The 15,586-nt window shown below is 45.5% G+C and carries 24 protein-coding genes and 4 tRNA genes; 3 read left to right on the forward strand and 25 right to left on the reverse strand.

The window, feature by feature from the left end:
* Nucleotides 1–33 precede the first annotated feature (33 nt).
* The 24 genes from rpsN to murB form a co-directional block, all read right to left on the reverse strand.
* Nucleotides 34–339, reverse strand: coding sequence for a 30S ribosomal protein S14 (gene rpsN / locus EDI28_RS24220; protein ID WP_128786450.1), 306 nt, complete (start codon nucleotides 337–339; stop codon nucleotides 34–36).
* A 15-nt stretch (nucleotides 340–354) separates the two neighbouring features.
* The gene (gene rplE, locus EDI28_RS24225) at nucleotides 355–894 is read right to left on the reverse strand and encodes a 50S ribosomal protein L5 (protein ID WP_128786451.1); all 540 of its coding nucleotides are present in this window, start codon (nucleotides 892–894) and stop codon (nucleotides 355–357) included.
* Nucleotides 895–911: 17 nt separating this feature from the next.
* Entirely contained in the window at nucleotides 912–1,226 is a 315-nt protein-coding gene (gene rplX / locus EDI28_RS24230; RefSeq protein WP_107283396.1) for a 50S ribosomal protein L24, read from the reverse strand.
* A 10-nt stretch (nucleotides 1,227–1,236) separates the two neighbouring features.
* Nucleotides 1,237–1,608 (reverse strand): 50S ribosomal protein L14, encoded by a 372-nt coding sequence (rplN, locus tag EDI28_RS24235; RefSeq protein ID WP_075762918.1) that lies wholly within the window; start codon nucleotides 1,606–1,608, stop codon nucleotides 1,237–1,239.
* A 164-nt stretch (nucleotides 1,609–1,772) separates the two neighbouring features.
* Complete coding sequence (gene rpsQ / locus EDI28_RS24240) at nucleotides 1,773–2,027, reverse strand: 30S ribosomal protein S17 (RefSeq protein ID WP_128786452.1); 255 nt, start codon at nucleotides 2,025–2,027, stop codon at nucleotides 1,773–1,775.
* Complete coding sequence (rpmC, locus tag EDI28_RS24245) at nucleotides 2,027–2,218, reverse strand: 50S ribosomal protein L29 (RefSeq protein WP_128786467.1); 192 nt, start codon at nucleotides 2,216–2,218, stop codon at nucleotides 2,027–2,029. Before rpmC ends, rpsQ begins: the two co-directional genes overlap by 1 nt.
* On the reverse strand, nucleotides 2,218–2,628 hold the full coding sequence (gene rplP / locus EDI28_RS24250; RefSeq protein WP_128786453.1) for a 50S ribosomal protein L16: 411 nt from the start codon (nucleotides 2,626–2,628) through the stop codon (nucleotides 2,218–2,220). Before rplP ends, rpmC begins: the two co-directional genes overlap by 1 nt.
* A gap of 11 nt (nucleotides 2,629–2,639) precedes the next feature.
* A complete protein-coding gene (gene rpsC / locus EDI28_RS24255; RefSeq protein WP_128786454.1) occupies nucleotides 2,640–3,329 on the reverse strand; it encodes a 30S ribosomal protein S3 in 690 nt (229 codons plus the stop codon).
* Nucleotides 3,330–3,344: 15 nt separating this feature from the next.
* The gene (rplV, locus tag EDI28_RS24260) at nucleotides 3,345–3,677 is read right to left on the reverse strand and encodes a 50S ribosomal protein L22 (RefSeq protein WP_005302797.1); all 333 of its coding nucleotides are present in this window, start codon (nucleotides 3,675–3,677) and stop codon (nucleotides 3,345–3,347) included.
* A 10-nt stretch (nucleotides 3,678–3,687) separates the two neighbouring features.
* Entirely contained in the window at nucleotides 3,688–3,966 is a 279-nt protein-coding gene (gene rpsS / locus EDI28_RS24265) for a 30S ribosomal protein S19 (protein ID WP_005302795.1), read from the reverse strand.
* Between the two features lie 19 nt (nucleotides 3,967–3,985).
* Nucleotides 3,986–4,810: a 50S ribosomal protein L2 gene (rplB, locus tag EDI28_RS24270; protein WP_128786455.1), complete on the reverse strand. Its 825-nt coding sequence runs from the start codon at nucleotides 4,808–4,810 to the stop codon at nucleotides 3,986–3,988.
* A gap of 18 nt (nucleotides 4,811–4,828) precedes the next feature.
* Complete coding sequence (gene rplW, locus EDI28_RS24275) at nucleotides 4,829–5,131, reverse strand: 50S ribosomal protein L23 (protein ID WP_075762923.1); 303 nt, start codon at nucleotides 5,129–5,131, stop codon at nucleotides 4,829–4,831.
* A complete protein-coding gene (rplD, locus tag EDI28_RS24280; RefSeq protein ID WP_128786456.1) occupies nucleotides 5,128–5,730 on the reverse strand; it encodes a 50S ribosomal protein L4 in 603 nt (200 codons plus the stop codon). The genes rplW and rplD overlap by 4 nt, the downstream gene beginning before the upstream one ends.
* Before the next feature lie 15 nt (nucleotides 5,731–5,745).
* On the reverse strand, nucleotides 5,746–6,375 hold the full coding sequence (gene rplC, locus EDI28_RS24285; RefSeq protein ID WP_128786457.1) for a 50S ribosomal protein L3: 630 nt from the start codon (nucleotides 6,373–6,375) through the stop codon (nucleotides 5,746–5,748).
* 14 nt (nucleotides 6,376–6,389) lie between these two features.
* Complete coding sequence (rpsJ, locus tag EDI28_RS24290; RefSeq protein WP_002541412.1) at nucleotides 6,390–6,701, reverse strand: 30S ribosomal protein S10; 312 nt, start codon at nucleotides 6,699–6,701, stop codon at nucleotides 6,390–6,392.
* 480 nt (nucleotides 6,702–7,181) lie between these two features.
* Nucleotides 7,182–7,373 (reverse strand): (2Fe-2S)-binding protein, encoded by a 192-nt coding sequence (locus EDI28_RS24295; protein WP_128786468.1) that lies wholly within the window; start codon nucleotides 7,371–7,373, stop codon nucleotides 7,182–7,184.
* Between the two features lie 250 nt (nucleotides 7,374–7,623).
* Nucleotides 7,624–8,808, reverse strand: a complete 1,185-nt coding sequence (gene tuf, locus EDI28_RS24300; RefSeq protein ID WP_128786458.1) for an elongation factor Tu — start codon at nucleotides 8,806–8,808, stop codon at nucleotides 7,624–7,626.
* A 104-nt stretch (nucleotides 8,809–8,912) separates the two neighbouring features.
* Nucleotides 8,913–8,988 (reverse strand) — tRNA-Thr (locus tag EDI28_RS24305).
* 12 nt (nucleotides 8,989–9,000) lie between these two features.
* A tRNA-Gly gene (locus EDI28_RS24310) sits at nucleotides 9,001–9,075 on the reverse strand.
* A gap of 39 nt (nucleotides 9,076–9,114) precedes the next feature.
* A tRNA-Tyr gene (locus EDI28_RS24315) sits at nucleotides 9,115–9,199 on the reverse strand.
* A gap of 19 nt (nucleotides 9,200–9,218) precedes the next feature.
* Nucleotides 9,219–9,294 (reverse strand) — tRNA-Thr (locus EDI28_RS24320).
* A gap of 96 nt (nucleotides 9,295–9,390) precedes the next feature.
* Nucleotides 9,391–10,122, reverse strand: a complete 732-nt coding sequence (locus EDI28_RS24325; protein ID WP_128786459.1) for a type III pantothenate kinase — start codon at nucleotides 10,120–10,122, stop codon at nucleotides 9,391–9,393.
* Nucleotides 10,122–11,084 (reverse strand): bifunctional biotin--[acetyl-CoA-carboxylase] ligase/biotin operon repressor BirA, encoded by a 963-nt coding sequence (gene birA / locus EDI28_RS24330; protein WP_128786460.1) that lies wholly within the window; start codon nucleotides 11,082–11,084, stop codon nucleotides 10,122–10,124. The genes EDI28_RS24325 and birA overlap by 1 nt, the downstream gene beginning before the upstream one ends.
* Nucleotides 11,081–12,121 carry a UDP-N-acetylmuramate dehydrogenase gene (gene murB, locus EDI28_RS24335; protein WP_128786461.1) on the reverse strand — a complete coding sequence of 347 codons (1,041 nt, stop codon included), beginning with the start codon at nucleotides 12,119–12,121 and terminating at the stop codon, nucleotides 11,081–11,083. The genes birA and murB overlap by 4 nt, the downstream gene beginning before the upstream one ends.
* Nucleotides 12,122–12,196: 75 nt before the next feature.
* On the opposite strand from murB, the gene EDI28_RS24340 reads away from it, so the two are divergent.
* From EDI28_RS24340 to EDI28_RS24350, 3 genes are all read left to right on the forward strand, one after another.
* Entirely contained in the window at nucleotides 12,197–12,622 is a 426-nt protein-coding gene (locus tag EDI28_RS24340) for a GNAT family N-acetyltransferase (protein WP_128786462.1), read from the forward strand.
* 129 nt (nucleotides 12,623–12,751) lie between these two features.
* Nucleotides 12,752–14,101: a CDP-diacylglycerol--serine O-phosphatidyltransferase gene (pssA, locus tag EDI28_RS24345; protein ID WP_128786463.1), complete on the forward strand. Its 1,350-nt coding sequence runs from the start codon at nucleotides 12,752–12,754 to the stop codon at nucleotides 14,099–14,101.
* A gap of 9 nt (nucleotides 14,102–14,110) precedes the next feature.
* Nucleotides 14,111–14,740: a nicotinamidase gene (locus EDI28_RS24350; protein ID WP_128786464.1), complete on the forward strand. Its 630-nt coding sequence runs from the start codon at nucleotides 14,111–14,113 to the stop codon at nucleotides 14,738–14,740.
* Nucleotides 14,741–15,116: 376 nt separating this feature from the next.
* Here the strand turns inward: EDI28_RS24350 and EDI28_RS24355 are convergent, their stop codons facing one another.
* The gene (locus EDI28_RS24355) at nucleotides 15,117–15,359 is read right to left on the reverse strand and encodes a transposase (protein WP_128786465.1); all 243 of its coding nucleotides are present in this window, start codon (nucleotides 15,357–15,359) and stop codon (nucleotides 15,117–15,119) included.
* Between the last annotated feature and the right edge of the window lie 227 nt (nucleotides 15,360–15,586).

The following is a 15,586-nucleotide window of genomic DNA, read 5'->3' on the forward strand; positions in this document are numbered from 1 at the left end:
GTCAATACTCCGTGATTCTAAATTGGCAACTAATTACCAGCTAGCCTTACGCAGACCCGGAATCTCGCCTTTCATGCAAGCTTCGCGAACCTTAATACGGCTTAGACCGAATTTACGTAGGTAGCCGTGTGGACGTCCAGTCTGGCAACAGCGGTTACGCTGACGAGATGAACTAGAATCACGTGGTAGTGACTGAAGTTTAAGCACTGCATTCCAGCGGTCTTCTTCAGACGCATTCACGTCACTAATTAGAGCTTTAAGTGCCGCACGCTTTTCAGCGAACTTAACTGCAAGCTTGGCACGTTTAGCTTCGCGTGCCTTCATTGATTCTTTAGCCATTTGTAACCCTTACTTTTACTTACGGAATGGGAAGTTAAAAGCAGATAATAGAGCGTGAGCTTCTTCGTCAGATTTCGCAGATGTTGTGATTGTGATATCAAGACCACGTACACGATCTACTTTATCGTAATCGATTTCTGGGAAGATGATCTGCTCACGAACGCCCATGCTGTAGTTACCACGACCATCGAAAGATTTCGGGTTTAGACCACGAAAATCACGAATACGAGGTACAGCAATTGAAATTAGACGTTCGAAGAAATCCCACATGCGTTCGCCACGTAGGGTTACTTTACAGCCAATAGGGTAGCCCTCACGGATCTTAAAGCCAGCAACAGACCTGCGAGCTACAGTGATAAGCGGCTTCTGACCTGCAATAGCAGTCATGTCAGCAGCAGCATTCTCTAGAAGCTTCTTGTCGTTGATCGCTTCACCAACACCCATATTAAGTGTGATTTTTTCGATCCTTGGGACTTGCATGATACTCTGGTATTCGAACTTTTCAGCAAGTTCTTTTACTAGAGTCTCTTTGTAGTAATCATGCAGTTTCGCCATAGTGTACTACTCCAAAGTTACTTGATCGTTACGCTATTAGATTTAAAGAAACGAACTTTTTTGTCGTCTTCAAATCGGAAGCCTACACGGTCCGCTTTACCAGTTTCAGCATTGAAGATTGCAACGTTAGAAACATCAATAGCTGCTTCTTGTTCAACGATACCACCTTGAACACCCATCGCCGGTACAGGCTTCTGGTGTTTTTTAACAAGGTTAATACCTTCAACGATAACTTTACCGGTTGCTAGAACCTTAGTTACTTTACCTTTCTTACCTTTATCTTTACCGGTAAGAACGATAACTTCGTCATTGCGACGGATTTTAGCTGCCATTTTTTACTCCTTACAGTACTTCAGGCGCTAGTGATACGATTTTCATGAATTTCGCATTACGAAGTTCACGCGTCACTGGGCCGAAGATACGAGTACCGATTGGTTGCTCAGTAGTGTCGTTCAACAATACACAAGCATTACGGTCGAAGCGAATGACAGAGCCGTCTGGGCGACGAACGCCTTTACGGGTGCGAACAACCACCGCCTTCAGAACATCACCTTTCTTAACTTTACCGCGAGGAATTGCTTCTTTCACAGTAATCTTGATGATATCACCGATGTGTGCGTAACGGCGGTGAGAACCACCCAGAACCTTAATACACATTACGCGACGAGCGCCGGAGTTATCGGCTGCGTCAAGCGTACTTTGCATTTGGATCATGTTAGTGCTCCGCTTATTTTAAACGTCTGGACCCATCTCGGGTCGGAAGACCTTTTCTTTCAAAGGCGGCGAATAATAACACCATTTTCGACCGATGGGTAGACAAAAAATAAACGGCCCTAAATATTTTCAGGGCCGCTGTATTAGTTAGTTGCTAAGTTCGCTTAAGCGCGAGCTTTTTCAACTACGCGTACCAGTGTCCAAGACTTAGTCTTAGACAGTGGACGGCACTCACGAACTTCAACTGTGTCGCCTAGGCCACACTCGTTGTTTTCGTCATGTGCGTGAAGTTTAGTCGTGCGCGTGATGTACTTACCGTAGATCGGGTGCTTCACTTTACGCTCGATTGCAACAACAATAGACTTATCGCCTTTGTCGCTAACAACACGACCAAGCTGAGTACGAATTTGTTCGCTCATTATGCGCCAGCCTTCTCAGTCAGAACGGTTTTAACACGTGCGATATCGCGACGTACTGCTTTAAGAGTATGAGTCTGCTGTAGTTGACCAGTAGCAGCCTGCATACGCAGGTTGAACTGTTCACGTAGTAGGCTCACAAGCTCAGCATTCAGTTCTTCAACGCTTTTAGCGCGCAGGTCTTGTGCGTTCATCACATTACCGCCTTAGTTACGAATGTAGTCTTGATTGGTAGCTTACGTGCAGCAAGGTTAAATGCTTCACGAGCTAGGTCTTCAGGAATACCATCCATCTCATAAAGAACTTTGCCTGGTTGAATTTGAGCAACCCAGTATTCTACGTTACCTTTACCTTTACCTTGACGAACTTCAAGAGGCTTAGATGTGATAGGTTTGTCTGGGAATACACGAATCCAGATTTGGCCTTGACGTTTGATATGACGAGTCATAGCACGACGTGCAGCTTCAATTTGGCGAGCAGTCAAACGACCACGGCCAACAGCTTTAAGACCAAATGTACCGAAGCTTACGTCAGTACCGTTCGCTAGACCGCGGTTACGACCTTTGAAAGTCTTGCGGAATTTAGTGCGTTTAGGTTGCAGCATCAATAAACTCCTTATTTACGGCTTTTGCGCTGCTTCTTAGGCTTGTCAGCCTTAGGCTCTTCAATTGGCATACCGCCTAGAACTTCACCTTTGAAGATCCAAACTTTAACGCCGATTACACCGTATTGGGTGTGAGCCGAAGAAGTTGCGTAATCAATGTCAGCACGAAGAGTGTGTAGAGGTACACGACCTTCACGGTACCACTCAGAACGTGCGATTTCAGCACCGCCTAGACGGCCACCTACTTGAACTTTGATACCCTTAGCGCCAAGACGCATAGCGTTCTGAACTGCACGCTTCATAGCGCGACGGAACATAACACGACGTTCTAGCTGAGAAGCGATGCTATCTGCAACTAATTGACCGTCTAGCTCTGGCTTACGTACTTCAGCGATGTTGATCTGAGCTGGAACACCAGCGATCTTTGCAACGCGAGCGCGTAGTTTCTCTACGTCTTCACCTTTCTTACCGATTACTACGCCTGGACGAGCAGTGTGAATAGTCACACGGATGCTCTTAGCAGGACGCTCGATAACGATGCGTGATAGAGATGCTTTTTTCAGTTCTTTAGTAAGGAACTGACGTACCTTGAAGTCGCCGTCTAGGTTGTCAGCGAACTCTTGGCTGTTAGCAAACCAAGTGGTATTCCAAGGCTTAACGATGCCTAGACGAATACCATTAGGATGTACTTTCTGACCCATTGCTTTCTCTCCTAGTTAGCGATCTGCTACAACAACAGTGATGTGGCTAGAACGCTTCAAGATGCGATCGGCACGGCCTTTAGCACGAGGCATAATACGCTTCATGGTAGGACCTTCGTCAACGAAGATCTTAGCAACATTAAGATCATCAATGTCTGCGCCTTCGTTGTGTTCTGCGTTAGCGATAGCAGACTCTAGAACTTTCTTGATTAAATCAGCAGCTTTTTTGTTGCTGAAGTTAAGAATTTCAAGAGCTTGAGCAACTGGCTTACCGCGCAGTTGATCTGCAACCAAACGAGCTTTCTGCGGCGAAATGCGAGCAAAGCGATGTTTAGCGATAGCTTCCATTACTTACTCCTTAGCGCTTCTTAGCTTTCTTATCTGCAGCGTGGCCGCGATAAGTACGTGTTGGTGCAAATTCGCCTAGCTTGTGACCGATCATTTCTTCAGAAACGAAAACAGGAACGTGCTGACGACCATTATGGACAGCGATGGTCAAACCGATCATCTGAGGGATGATCATTGAGCGACGGGACCAAGTCTTTACAGGCTTCTTGTCTCCGCTTTCCAACGCTTTCTCTACCTTCTTCAGCAAGTGCAGGTCAATGAAAGGACCTTTCTTGAGAGAACGTGGCATGGCGTATCCTCTTTATAAATTACTTGTTACGACGACGTACGATGTACTTGTCGGTACGCTTGTTCTTACGAGTCTTGTAACCCTTAGTTGGAACACCCCAAGGTGATACTGGGTGACGACCGCCTGATGTACGACCTTCACCACCACCGTGTGGGTGATCAACTGGGTTCATTACAACACCACGTACAGTTGGACGAACACCGCGCCAGCGTGAAGCACCAGCTTTACCTAGCTCACGTAGCATGTGTTCTGCATTACCAACTTCACCTAGGGTCGCACGACCTTCAGAAAGAACCTTACGCATTTCACCAGAACGTAGACGTAGAGTCACATAAGTGCCTGCACGTGCAACGAGCTGAGCGTATGCACCAGCTGAACGAGCCAGCTGAGCACCTTTACCAGGCTTAAGTTCAACACAGTGGATAGTTGAACCTACTGGGATGTTGCGCATTGGTAGTGTGTTACCAACTTTGATAGCAGCATCTGCGCCAGACTGGATGGTATCACCCGCCTGAAGACCTTTTGGTGCAATAATGTAGCGGCGCTCACCGTCTGCGTACAGAACTAGAGCAATGTTTGCGCTACGGTTTGGATCGTATTCAAGACGCTCAACTTTCGCTGGGATGCCATCTTTAGTACGCTTAAAATCGATCATACGGTAGTGTTGTTTGTTACCACCACCGATGTGACGTACTGTGATACGACCGTTATTGTTACGACCACCTGACTTAGATTTTTTCTCTAGTAGTGGTGCGTACGGCTTACCCTTATGCAGGTCAGAGTTAACCACTTTTACTACGTGGCGACGACCTGGGGAAGTCGGCTTACATTTTACAATAGCCATTCTTCTTTGCTCCTAGCCTTACTCTGCACTACCAGCGAAGTCGATGTCTTGACCTTCTTTCAAGATAACATACGCTTTTTTCCAGTCGCTACGACGGCCTTCACGCATACCTTGACGCTTGGTCTTACCCTTGGCTACAAGAGTATTTACAGACTTAACTTCAACCTCGAACAGTTTTTCAACTGCTGCTTTGATCTCTTTCTTCGTTGCTGTCATCGCTACTTTGAATACGATAGTGTTACCGTTTTCAGCAGCCATGGTCGCTTTTTCAGAGATGTGCGGAGCACGTAGAACTTTTAAAATACGCTCTTCAGTGATCATGCTAGCATCTCCTCAACTTGCTTAACTGCAGCAGCAGTCATCACAACTTTATCGAAAGCAATCAAGCTAACTGGATCGATTGCCGCTGCATCACGTACGTCTACTTTATATAGATTACGTGCTGCAAGGAATAGATTCTCATCTAAATCGCCAGTTACGATTAGAGCATCAGTAAGCTCAAGCTCTTTCAGCTTAGCTACTAGCTCTTTAGTTTTTGGTGCTTCTACAGAGAAGTTATCAACAACGATTAGACGCTCTTGACGAACTAGCTCAGACAGAATGCTCTTCATAGCACCACGGTACATTTTCTTGTTAACTTTCTGGCTGTGGTCCTGTGGACGAGCTGCGAAAGTTACACCACCGGTGCGCCATAAAGGACTACGAATAGTACCTGCACGTGCACGGCCTGTACCCTTCTGGCGCCATGGTTTTGCACCACCACCAGAAACGTCAGAACGAGTTTTCTGAGCACGAGTACCTTGACGAGCACCTGCTGCGTAAGCAACAACTACCTGATGTACTAGAGCTTCATTGAAATCACGTCCAAAAGTAGTTTCGGAGACAGTTAGCGCATCAGCGCCTTTGACTACCAATTCCATTACTAACTCCTCGACCTACGCTTTAACAGCTGGTTTAACGATCACGTTGCCGCCGATTGAGCCTGGTACTGCACCTTTAATAAGAAGCAGATTGCGCTCAGCGTCAACACGTACGATCTCTAGGTTTTGAGTCGTTACACGCTCAGCACCCATATGACCAGCCATTTTCTTGCCTTTAAATACGCGACCTGGAGTTTGACATTGGCCAATTGAACCCGGTGCACGGTGAGACAAGGAGTTACCGTGGGTCATATCTTGAGTACGGAAGTTCCAACGCTTAACAGCGCCTTGGAAACCCTTACCTTTAGATGTGCCAGTAACGTCTACTTTTTTAATTTCGTTGAACAGTTCAACATTTAGCTCAGCGCCAACTGCAAACTCTTCACCATTATCTAGACGGAATTCCCAAAGACCGCGACCCGCTTCAACACCTGCTTTCGCAAAGTGGCCAGCTTGTGGCTTAGAAACACGGTTAGCTTTCTTAGTACCAGTAGTTACCTGGATTGCGTTGTAGCCGTCAGTTTCAACAGATTTAACCTGAGAAACGCGGTTTGCTTCAACTTCAACCACAGTTACTGGGATAGAAACGCCATCTTCGGTAAATACGCGGGTCATGCCCACTTTACGACCGATTAGACCAATCATTCTCTTATCTCCCCTTAACCTAGGCTGATCTGGACGTCAACGCCAGCAGCTAGATCTAGACGCATCAGAGCATCAACAGTTTTATCTGTTGGCTCTACGATGTCGATAAGGCGCTTGTGAGTACGGATTTCGTACTGATCACGTGCGTCCTTATTAACGTGTGGAGAAATAAGAACAGTGAAGCGCTCTTTGCGAGTAGGTAGTGGGATTGGACCCTTAACCTGCGCGCCAGTACGCTTAGCTGTTTCAACGATTTCCGCAGTAGACTGGTCGATCAAACGGTGATCGAACGCCTTTAGGCGGATACGAATACGTTGGTTCTGCATGAGACAGAGCTCCAAATAAAAATTACACAAACAATATCGCCACTCAAACTCGATAGATCGAGAGAATGCCGATTGATTTATGTGAACGTAGTATCCCGTTTGGATACATTGTCAGTCAATCTAATGACTGCGAACATAAGTCAGAGTGTACATTGTAAAACCGTTATAAATAACGATTTTGTCCTCGATGCTTATTGGTTCACAACCGTCTTCAATGAGACAGTGGGGTGCATTATACAGATCACACTTTTGAACGCAAGCCCTGTAGGAAAAATAATCAAACGAGGTGCGAGGTGCGAGGTGCGAGGTGCGAGGTGCGAGGTGCGAGGTGCGAGGTGCGAGGTGCGAGGTGCGAGGAAATTATTGTAGGGTTGTACTCGATGCAAGGAAAAATCTATATGAAGCGTCTTTCTCCCCCTCTCCTACCGAGCCCAACCTACACGATACTCTAAATATGGCAGAAAGAGTCATGACTAAAAGCTAGCCAGCTTTTTTAAAAGTCGTGGCAACAACCGCTTCTTCAATAACTTCTTTGGCTGTTCTGATACATTTGCCGCACATTGATCCCAGAGGTGTGATCTGACGAATACCACGTACATCAGTGATCCCATGCTGCTGTGTTAGCTTCATTATCTTTTTGTCGGAAATTCCGTGGCAGAGGCAAACGTACATTTTACTTCCATCTTTAAAGTCGATTGAAGCAATATAAACGAGAATGGTTTCCATTACCAGCTTGTGACTGTAAAGTTTTTAGATAGATCTGTTATTAATAATAGGAGAATATTTCGATAAAAATATATACACAGACACGCACAACTATTTGTACATATAAAACTGGCAGTTAATTTCACTTTGAAAAACGACAGGTACAAAAAAGGGAGCCTAAGCTCCCTTTTATCAGTTGTTCAATGGTTACTTAAAATTAAGCAACGATTGTAGCAACAACACCAGCACCAACTGTACGGCCACCTTCACGGATAGCGAAGCGTAGACCTTCGTCCATTGCGATTGGGCAGATTAGTGTAACAGTCATAGAGATGTTATCACCAGGCATTACCATTTCAACGCCTTCTGGTAGCTCGATAGTACCAGTTACATCAGTTGTACGGAAGTAGAACTGTGGACGGTAACCTTTGAAGAAAGGAGTGTGRCGACCACCTTCATCTTTAGAAAGCACATAGATTTCTGAAGTGAAAGTAGTGTGKGGAGTGATTGAACCTGGCTTAGCAAGAACCTGACCACGCTCAACTTCGTCACGCTTAGTACCACGTAGAAGAACACCAACGTTCTCACCAGCACGGCCTTCGTCAAGAAGCTTACGGAACATCTCAACACCAGTACAAGTAGTAGTGGTAGTTTCTTTGATACCTACGATTGCTACTTCGTCACCTACAGTGATGATACCTTGCTCAACACGACCAGTTACAACAGTACCACGGCCCTGGATTGAGAATACATCTTCGATAGGAAGAATGAACGGAAGGTCGATTGCACGCTCCGGCTCTGGGATGTAGTTGTCTAGCGCTTCAGCTAGCTCAATAATCTTGTCTTCCCACTCTTTCTCGCCGTTTAGCGCGCCCAGAGCAGAACCCATGATTACTGGACAGTCATCACCAGGGAATTCGTATTCAGAAAGAAGTTCACGAACTTCCATTTCTACTAGTTCTAGTAGCTCTTCATCATCAACCATGTCACATTTGTTCATGAATACGATGATGTAAGGAATACCAACCTGACGACCAAGAAGGATGTGCTCACGAGTCTGAGGCATAGGACCATCAGTTGCAGCAACAACAAGAATACCACCATCCATTTGAGCAGCACCAGTGATCATGTTCTTAACATAATCGGCGTGTCCAGGACAGTCAACGTGCGCGTAGTGACGAGTTGGAGTATCGTACTCAACATGAGAAGTTGAGATTGTGATACCACGCTCGCGCTCTTCTGGAGCATTATCGATAGATGCGAAGTCTTTAGCGTCACCGCCGTAAACTTTAGCAAGAGTAGTACAGATAGCAGCAGTTAGAGTTGTTTTACCGTGGTCAACGTGGCCGATAGTACCAACGTTAACGTGCGGCTTTACGCGTTCAAATTTTTCTTTAGACATGGATAGTCCCTCTAGGCACGGCATTTGGTGGCATTACGACCACACAACCAATCATGGGTTTGTAGAGTATATATCAAAAGGACTGAAGTGACTTGGAGAGGGAGTGGTGCTGATAGGCAGATTTGAACTGCCGACCTCACCCTTACCAAGGGTGCGCTCTACCGACTGAGCTATATCAGCACACAAGAAGTGTGGAGCGGGCAGCGGGAATCGAACCCGCATCATCAGCTTGGAAGGCTGAGGTAATAGCCATTATACGATGCCCGCAAGACTCGTCACTTGTAGAGCTATTCAATCATTTGAAAATGGTGGAGGGGGAAGGATTCGAACCTTCGAAGGCGGAGCCGTCAGATTTACAGTCTGATCCCTTTGGCCACTCGGGAACCCCTCCAGGGGTATTGCAAAGAAACTGGTGCCGACTACCGGAATCGAACTGGTGACCTACTGATTACAAGTCAGTTGCTCTACCTACTGAGCTAAGTCGGCTTAAGTGCTGCGCATTCTAGAGAATGACGCCAGCCCTTGCAATACCTTTATTATTTTTTTTACAGATTTCGTTCTCAATCGCCGTAATTTTAGCCACTACCGACATTTCGCATACAAAGCAAGGCCTTCCACTACCAGTTCCGATCGATGACGATAATGCTTTGCCCAGGAAACAGGCAGGTGGCGAACACCACCACCACAAAGGATCACTTCCGGTTCGGCCTTGAGCTTTTCACGTGCCTGACTTAAACCATATTCGATTAACCCCAGCAATGCAGCCCTACATCCATTTTTCAAACCGTCAGCAGTATTATCAGCGAAAGTAATTGTTTCGCTATGTTCCCGATCAGAGAACACCTTAGTGGTATTCTCCAGCACTGACTTCATCATTAATTGATAACCAGGGGCAATCCAACCACCAAGGTGCTTACCATCCTCTGACAACACGTCAAACGTCAGCGCCGTTCCTATGTCTACTATCACGGTTGGCTTTTTGAACTCTTGCCTAATCGCCACTAGGGTTAGCCAGCGGTCGACACCAAGGTATTGATACTCTGTGTAGGCATTTTTTACCCCAAAGTCTTTTCTCAGGGTCTTAACCTGCATAACAGGAATATGTGCCAGTTGGGCAATACGCTGAATGGAGTTGTCGACTTCCACCGGACCGACACTGGCAAAGACAATTCTGTTAATTCCTTTATCTAACAGTGGCTCTAATACCATTTCCAACTTACGACTCGGGTAACGCCCCAATAGCTCAAAATTACCATCGTCAAATAATTGGGCAACCTTGACATAGGTGTTGCCCGCTTCAATTAATAATTGCATTAACAACCTCTAAGGCTGATTTCACCGCCGACGTAAGGAGTGAGACCTTGTTCGGTTTCCAGTAATAACGCCCCCTGATTATTAATTCCACGGGCTATTCCTTCGGCCACGCGCTCACCAATTAATAATTTAACAGGGCGATCCAAAAAGTTATCAAGTCGATTCCAGCGTTCAATGAAACCATCCAGACCAACACTTTCATAATGCTCAAGAGTCTCATACAAACGCTGGATCAGGGTCGCTGCCAATTGGTTTCGCTCGGGAAGACCGCTGCAAGCCTGTGCCAAATTGGTCCATGCCTGTCCAATTTCGGAACCTCCCTGCTCCGTCATTGCCACATTTAACCCCATCCCTATCACCAAATGAGCAGCCTCTCCGGTCTGTCCTGTCATCTCGATGAGAATACCGGCTAATTTCTTATCCCGGTAATACAGATCGTTGGGCCATTTGACTTTGATATCATCAGCCCCGAGTGATTGCAGGGCTTCGGCAATAGCGACACCAACAACAAGGCTTAAACCCATTGCGGCAGCCATCCCTGCATCCAGTCGCCAATACATCGATAGGTACAGATTACTGCCAAACGGGGAAAGCCATTGCCTTCCTCGTCGCCCTCTACCTGACTCCTGATACTCAGCCAGACACACCGCACCTTGAGGTAACTGGCCAACCCGATCGAGCAGATACTGATTCGTTGAGTCGATCATAGGGATAAGCTCTAAGCTCGGGCACTTTACCTGAGCTGAAATCTTATCGCAATCAAGCAGTTCCAATTTTGATGCTAGGCTATAGCCTTTACCTTGCACCCGGAAGATATCTAACCCCCAACTTTGTAATGCCTTGATATGTTTGCTTATCGCCGCTCGAGATATTCCTAATGACTCACCCAAGGCCTCACCTGAATGGAATTTTCCATCCGACAACATAGCCACTAAAGCCAATCGCGTTGAATGATCCTTCATGACATCATCTCCGCCAATTTCGTCTCTTGGCAAGCTGACATAAATCGCACTTCATGCTCAAGGGTAACATCAAACGTTTTTTCTACTGTTCCCACAATCTCATTTGCCAGCTCAAGAACATTTCTAGCCGTCGCCTGCTCATGGTTTACCAATACCAGCGCTTGCTGCTCATGTACTTTCGCACCTCCAACCTTATAGCCTTTTAAGCCGCACTGGTCGATTAGCCAGCCAGCTGCAAGCTTATAAGTACCATTTGCCATTTCATAACTTGGCATATTCGGATATGTCACCAGTAATAAATCTCGCTTCACGCTCTCAACAACAGGGTTCTTGAAGAAACTACCCGCATTACCCAATACAGCAGGATCAGGCAACTTTACCTGACGAATGCGGCACACCTCATCAAATATTTCTTTGGCGGATACAGAGCGTGGATCAAATTGCGCCAGAGAGCCATATCCAAGATTAGGATGCCATGCTTTAGGCAGTGCCAAACCGACAGCAACAATAGCGTGGGTATTTTTCAGTGCATGCTTGAAAATAGAATCACGATAGCCAAACTGACAATCAGATACAGATAAACGTAAAAGCCTACCGGTCTCTAGCTCAATCACATCGACATATTGACAAAAATCTTTAAGTTCAACACCATAAGCGCCAATATTTTGAATCGGTGACGAACCAACACAACCAGGAATAAGAGCTAGATTTTCCAAACCTGGCATATTGTTTTCTATTGTTGTACGTACCAACTCATGCCAGTCTTCACCAGCACCAACATGCAGCTGATAGCTATCAGCTGTTTCTGTCACCTCAACCCCGGGAATACGGTTCAAAACAATCACGCCGGTATAATCTTCGCAAAACAATAGATTGCTGCCTTGCCCGACAATCAACTTCGGTAAAGCCCGATACTGCTCGTTCTGCCAAATTGCTATCAGATCCTGTGCAGACTCAGCAACAACAATATGATCAGCTGTTACCTCGATACCGAAGGTGTGAAAAGGTGCCAGTGACCTTTCTTGCAAAACTTTCATGCTAATATCGAACCATACCATTTATACTATAGGCCGCATTTTAACTGATTCATCCTAACAACGCAGTGTTTTCCCATGAGCAAGCTTAGATTCCATCTGTTAGAACCTCTTCGTTTTCCTTTAATCAACCGCTTCTACAAGTCTTATTACCCGGCAGGTAAAGCAAAAAAGAATGAAATTATCTGGGTGGGTGAAGATAACAGCAGTATCATCTGCTGTGTCAGATTCAAGCAATTTGATCACTACCAGTTACTCACGGGTATGCTTGTACACCCAGAACGACGTGGCGCAGGTATCGCCAGATTACTTCTGACAGCCTGTAATCAACAACTTAATGTCACTCCTTGTTATTGCTTTGCCTTTAGACAATTGGAACAGTTATATCACGACGCTAACTTTGCCGTTATTCCCGAAAATGAACTGCCAGAGGTACTTGCAAGCCTCCTCCAGCGTTACAGGCAAAGTGGAAAAGACCTGATTGCGATGCGGCATCAACACTAATTTACAGTTATTCAGCCTATCCGTGACTCAAAGCTAATAATGGAATTGATAGGATCAGGGAATTTTCTGGTATAATTCCACTCTTAATTAACAGATTTATCTTTAATAGGTCGCGTAAACGAGGCGATAATGGATTCAGCTATTGCTAACAGGCAGCGCATTGAGCAATTGCCATGTATTGCACACAAACCGGAAGATTTAGAGACACTTCTAGATGCAGGATCTTTCCGCGAACGTCTTCACCAAGAAATAACTCAGGCCAAGCAGCGTATTTACCTTGTCGCCCTCTATCTGCAAGATGATGAGGCAGGGCGAGGAATTCTGACGGCTCTTTATGAAGCAAAACAGGCAAACCCTAGTTTAGACATTAAGGTTCTGGTTGACTGGCATCGTGCTCAACGAGGACTTATTGGTGCCGAAAAATCAGATGGTAACGCCGCACTATATCGTGAGTTCGCAGAAAATTATGAGCACCAGATCGATGTACTGGGTGTGCCGGTGCGTAACCGGGAAGTCTTCGGTGTCCTACATCTAAAAGGCTTTGTGATCGATGATAAGGTTATTTATAGCGGCGCAAGCCTGAATGATGTCTACCTTGCACAACATCAACGTTACCGTTATGACCGTTATCACGTTATCCAGAATGCCCATCTTGCAGATAGCATGGCCAAGCTCATTATCGAGACGTTAGCTGATAGTGATGCCGTTAATTGCTTAAACCAGGCTATTCGTCCTGAGACCAAAGCTCTAAAAGGAGCGATCAAGGATTTACGGAGCCAATTGCAACGTGCTAGTTATTCTTATGATCCGGAGTCCGTAGGTAGCGATCAGGTCGGCCTAACACCACTCATTGGTCTCGGAAAACGAAAGAACAAGCTGAATCAACATATCTGTACCTTGATCGCGAGTGCACAAAAAGAGCTGACAATCTGTACACCTTACTTTAATTTTCCACGCCTAATCAGTCGTGAAGTTAAACGCGCTATCCGTCGCGGTGTAAAGGTAACAATTGTTGTTGGTGATAAAACTGCGAATGACTTTTATATCCCGCCAAGTGAACCATTTAAAACGATTGCTGGCTTACCTTATTTATATGAAGTTAACCTGAGAAATTTTGCCAAGCAAAACGAAGCGGCGATTGCTCGACGCCAGCTGGCAATCCATCTTTGGAAACACAAGGACAACAGCTTCCATCTTAAAGGCATCTGGGTTGATCGCAGTTATATGCTGATCACCGGTAATAATCTAAACCCAAGAGCCTGGAAGCTCGACCTTGAAAATGCCATCCTCGTGCATGATAAAAACCAGTTGCTGGCAGAGCAGAAGCAGCAAGAACTAGACTGTATTTTAGGCCATACTCAACTTGTAGGCAGTTACAAGTTTATAGATAAAGTCGATGCTTACCCAGCTCAGGTTAGAAAGCTGATTAAGCGTATCCGCAGGATCAAAGCAGATCACATCCTTAATCAGATACTTTAAGGAGAATGCATGACTATCGCCGCAATTGATGTTGATCCACAACGAACATTCAGCCCTCTGTGTCCAGATGAACTCCCGGTACCAGAAGGCGATAAAATTGCGCCAACTCTCAATGCTCAGGCTGAACTGGCAGATCTACGGGTATTGACCAAAGATGCCCATCCAGCTAAAGCTGTCTGGGTGGTAGACAGTCATGATAAAATGCTTCAACCACTGCCTCATCCCAATGCAGATTTAACCTGGGTCGCCCATGCCGTCCCAGGTACATCTGGTTTCAAAACGATCCCTGGATTACCTGCTGTCACCGACTACGATCATGTCATCTGGAAAGGAATCGAGCCAGATCTTCACCCCTACGGTGCCTGCTTCCATGATCTTGAAGAAAGACTCAGTACGGGATTGATCGAGTGGCTCGATAGCAAAAAAGTCACAACCATTATTATCGGGGGCTTAGCAACGGACTACTGCGTTAAAACAACCGCGCTACAACTGCAAAATGTCTGTAAATTTAAAGTTATTGTCAACCTATCTGCTTGCCGAGGCATTGCCCAAGAAACGACAGCATCAAGCTGTGAAGCTATGAACAAGGCTGGTATTTTGGTTGTTGCGGATATAGAAGACGTTAAGCAGCTAATCTAACTGTTCTTTGGCAAAGCGATATACCAACTTGATGACAAAGTACTCATAATAAATATTGGCGGAACCTAAACCTCCTTGCTCAATATCTACCTCTTTTTAAGCCAACAATAACTCTAAGTTATTGATAGTTGTTATTCTTTGAATACTGCTCATCAATGACACTATAGCTACTGGCCGATATACCTTCCATTAGACAGCTAACTCACAAAACCACAAATGCGCGACTTCATATTTGCTATCTTGCCATTATGCACTTCCTCGAAGGGAAACTATGCACTGAGATAGTGCAATATCTAAAAGTCAGTCGTCATAATGTCAATGTTGAGGGTAATAAGTGTCTTCATACTGACCTGATAGCTTATACCATTCTGTAAAATTAACTGAGCAGCTTAACCCAATCTCTTGAGCACATTGTTGCTACTCTTTGACTACTTTCCAAAAAACAATTCCACGCCGTACAAACCTTATCAACAATATCGTCATAATCCTTGAAAGCTTGATTGGCTAAACAGTGCTGCCGCATCCAACTCCATACTTGATCTATTGGGTTCAATTCAGAGGAGTAGGGTGGAATTTTAATGATGCTGATTTTGAAGTCGATATTTTTTAAGCTATCCATAGCATTTATCGTTGTTTTTCAGGTGAGGTAATTAGATCATATTTTTACTTAGATTGGTATTAGTAGAGAAACGTCGATCTGAAAGGCGGAAAAAGACACTCTGCTGAAGAACAAACAAAACATTCAGACGTAAAAAAACCCAAGCATTTCTGCTTGGGTTTAGTGTAAGTGGCGGAGCGGACGGGACTCGAACCCGCGACCCCCGGCGTGACAGGCCGGTATTCTAA

It is taken from the genome of Photobacterium chitinilyticum, assembly GCF_004104355.1.
Classification (GTDB): Bacteria; Pseudomonadota; Gammaproteobacteria; order Enterobacterales; family Vibrionaceae; genus Photobacterium; species Photobacterium chitinilyticum.

Excerpts from the sequence above, each read along its gene's own strand:
- rpsN (WP_128786450.1), bottom strand. The coding sequence starts at position 339 with ATGGCTAAAGAATCAATGAAGGCACGCGAAGCTAAACGTGCCAAGCTT.
- rplE (WP_128786451.1), bottom strand. The coding sequence starts at position 894 with ATGGCGAAACTGCATGATTACTACAAAGAGACTCTAGTAAAAGAACTT.
- rplX (WP_107283396.1), bottom strand. The coding sequence starts at position 1,226 with ATGGCAGCTAAAATCCGTCGCAATGACGAAGTTATCGTTCTTACCGGT.
- rplN (WP_075762918.1), bottom strand. The coding sequence starts at position 1,608 with ATGATCCAAATGCAAAGTACGCTTGACGCAGCCGATAACTCCGGCGCT.
- rpsQ (WP_128786452.1), bottom strand. The coding sequence starts at position 2,027 with ATGAGCGAACAAATTCGTACTCAGCTTGGTCGTGTTGTTAGCGACAAA.
- rpmC (WP_128786467.1), bottom strand. The coding sequence starts at position 2,218 with ATGAACGCACAAGACCTGCGCGCTAAAAGCGTTGAAGAACTGAATGCT.
- rplP (WP_128786453.1), bottom strand. The coding sequence starts at position 2,628 with ATGCTGCAACCTAAACGCACTAAATTCCGCAAGACTTTCAAAGGTCGT.
- rpsC (WP_128786454.1), bottom strand. The coding sequence starts at position 3,329 with ATGGGTCAGAAAGTACATCCTAATGGTATTCGTCTAGGCATCGTTAAG.
- rplV (WP_005302797.1), bottom strand. The coding sequence starts at position 3,677 with ATGGAAGCTATCGCTAAACATCGCTTTGCTCGCATTTCGCCGCAGAAA.
- rpsS (WP_005302795.1), bottom strand. The coding sequence starts at position 3,966 with ATGCCACGTTCTCTCAAGAAAGGTCCTTTCATTGACCTGCACTTGCTG.
- rplB (WP_128786455.1), bottom strand. The coding sequence starts at position 4,810 with ATGGCTATTGTAAAATGTAAGCCGACTTCCCCAGGTCGTCGCCACGTA.
- rplW (WP_075762923.1), bottom strand. The coding sequence starts at position 5,131 with ATGATCACTGAAGAGCGTATTTTAAAAGTTCTACGTGCTCCGCACATC.
- rplD (WP_128786456.1), bottom strand. The coding sequence starts at position 5,730 with ATGGAATTGGTAGTCAAAGGCGCTGATGCGCTAACTGTCTCCGAAACT.
- rplC (WP_128786457.1), bottom strand. The coding sequence starts at position 6,375 with ATGATTGGTCTAATCGGTCGTAAAGTGGGCATGACCCGCGTATTTACC.
- rpsJ (WP_002541412.1), bottom strand. The coding sequence starts at position 6,701 with ATGCAGAACCAACGTATTCGTATCCGCCTAAAGGCGTTCGATCACCGT.
- EDI28_RS24295 (WP_128786468.1), bottom strand. The coding sequence starts at position 7,373 with ATGTACGTTTGCCTCTGCCACGGAATTTCCGACAAAAAGATAATGAAG.
- EDI28_RS24325 (WP_128786459.1), bottom strand. The coding sequence starts at position 10,122 with ATGCAATTATTAATTGAAGCGGGCAACACCTATGTCAAGGTTGCCCAA.
- birA (WP_128786460.1), bottom strand. The coding sequence starts at position 11,084 with ATGAAGGATCATTCAACGCGATTGGCTTTAGTGGCTATGTTGTCGGAT.
- murB (WP_128786461.1), bottom strand. The coding sequence starts at position 12,121 with ATGAAAGTTTTGCAAGAAAGGTCACTGGCACCTTTTCACACCTTCGGT.
- EDI28_RS24340 (WP_128786462.1), top strand. The coding sequence starts at position 12,197 with ATGAGCAAGCTTAGATTCCATCTGTTAGAACCTCTTCGTTTTCCTTTA.
- pssA (WP_128786463.1), top strand. The coding sequence starts at position 12,752 with ATGGATTCAGCTATTGCTAACAGGCAGCGCATTGAGCAATTGCCATGT.
- EDI28_RS24350 (WP_128786464.1), top strand. The coding sequence starts at position 14,111 with ATGACTATCGCCGCAATTGATGTTGATCCACAACGAACATTCAGCCCT.
- EDI28_RS24355 (WP_128786465.1), bottom strand. The coding sequence starts at position 15,359 with ATGGATAGCTTAAAAAATATCGACTTCAAAATCAGCATCATTAAAATT.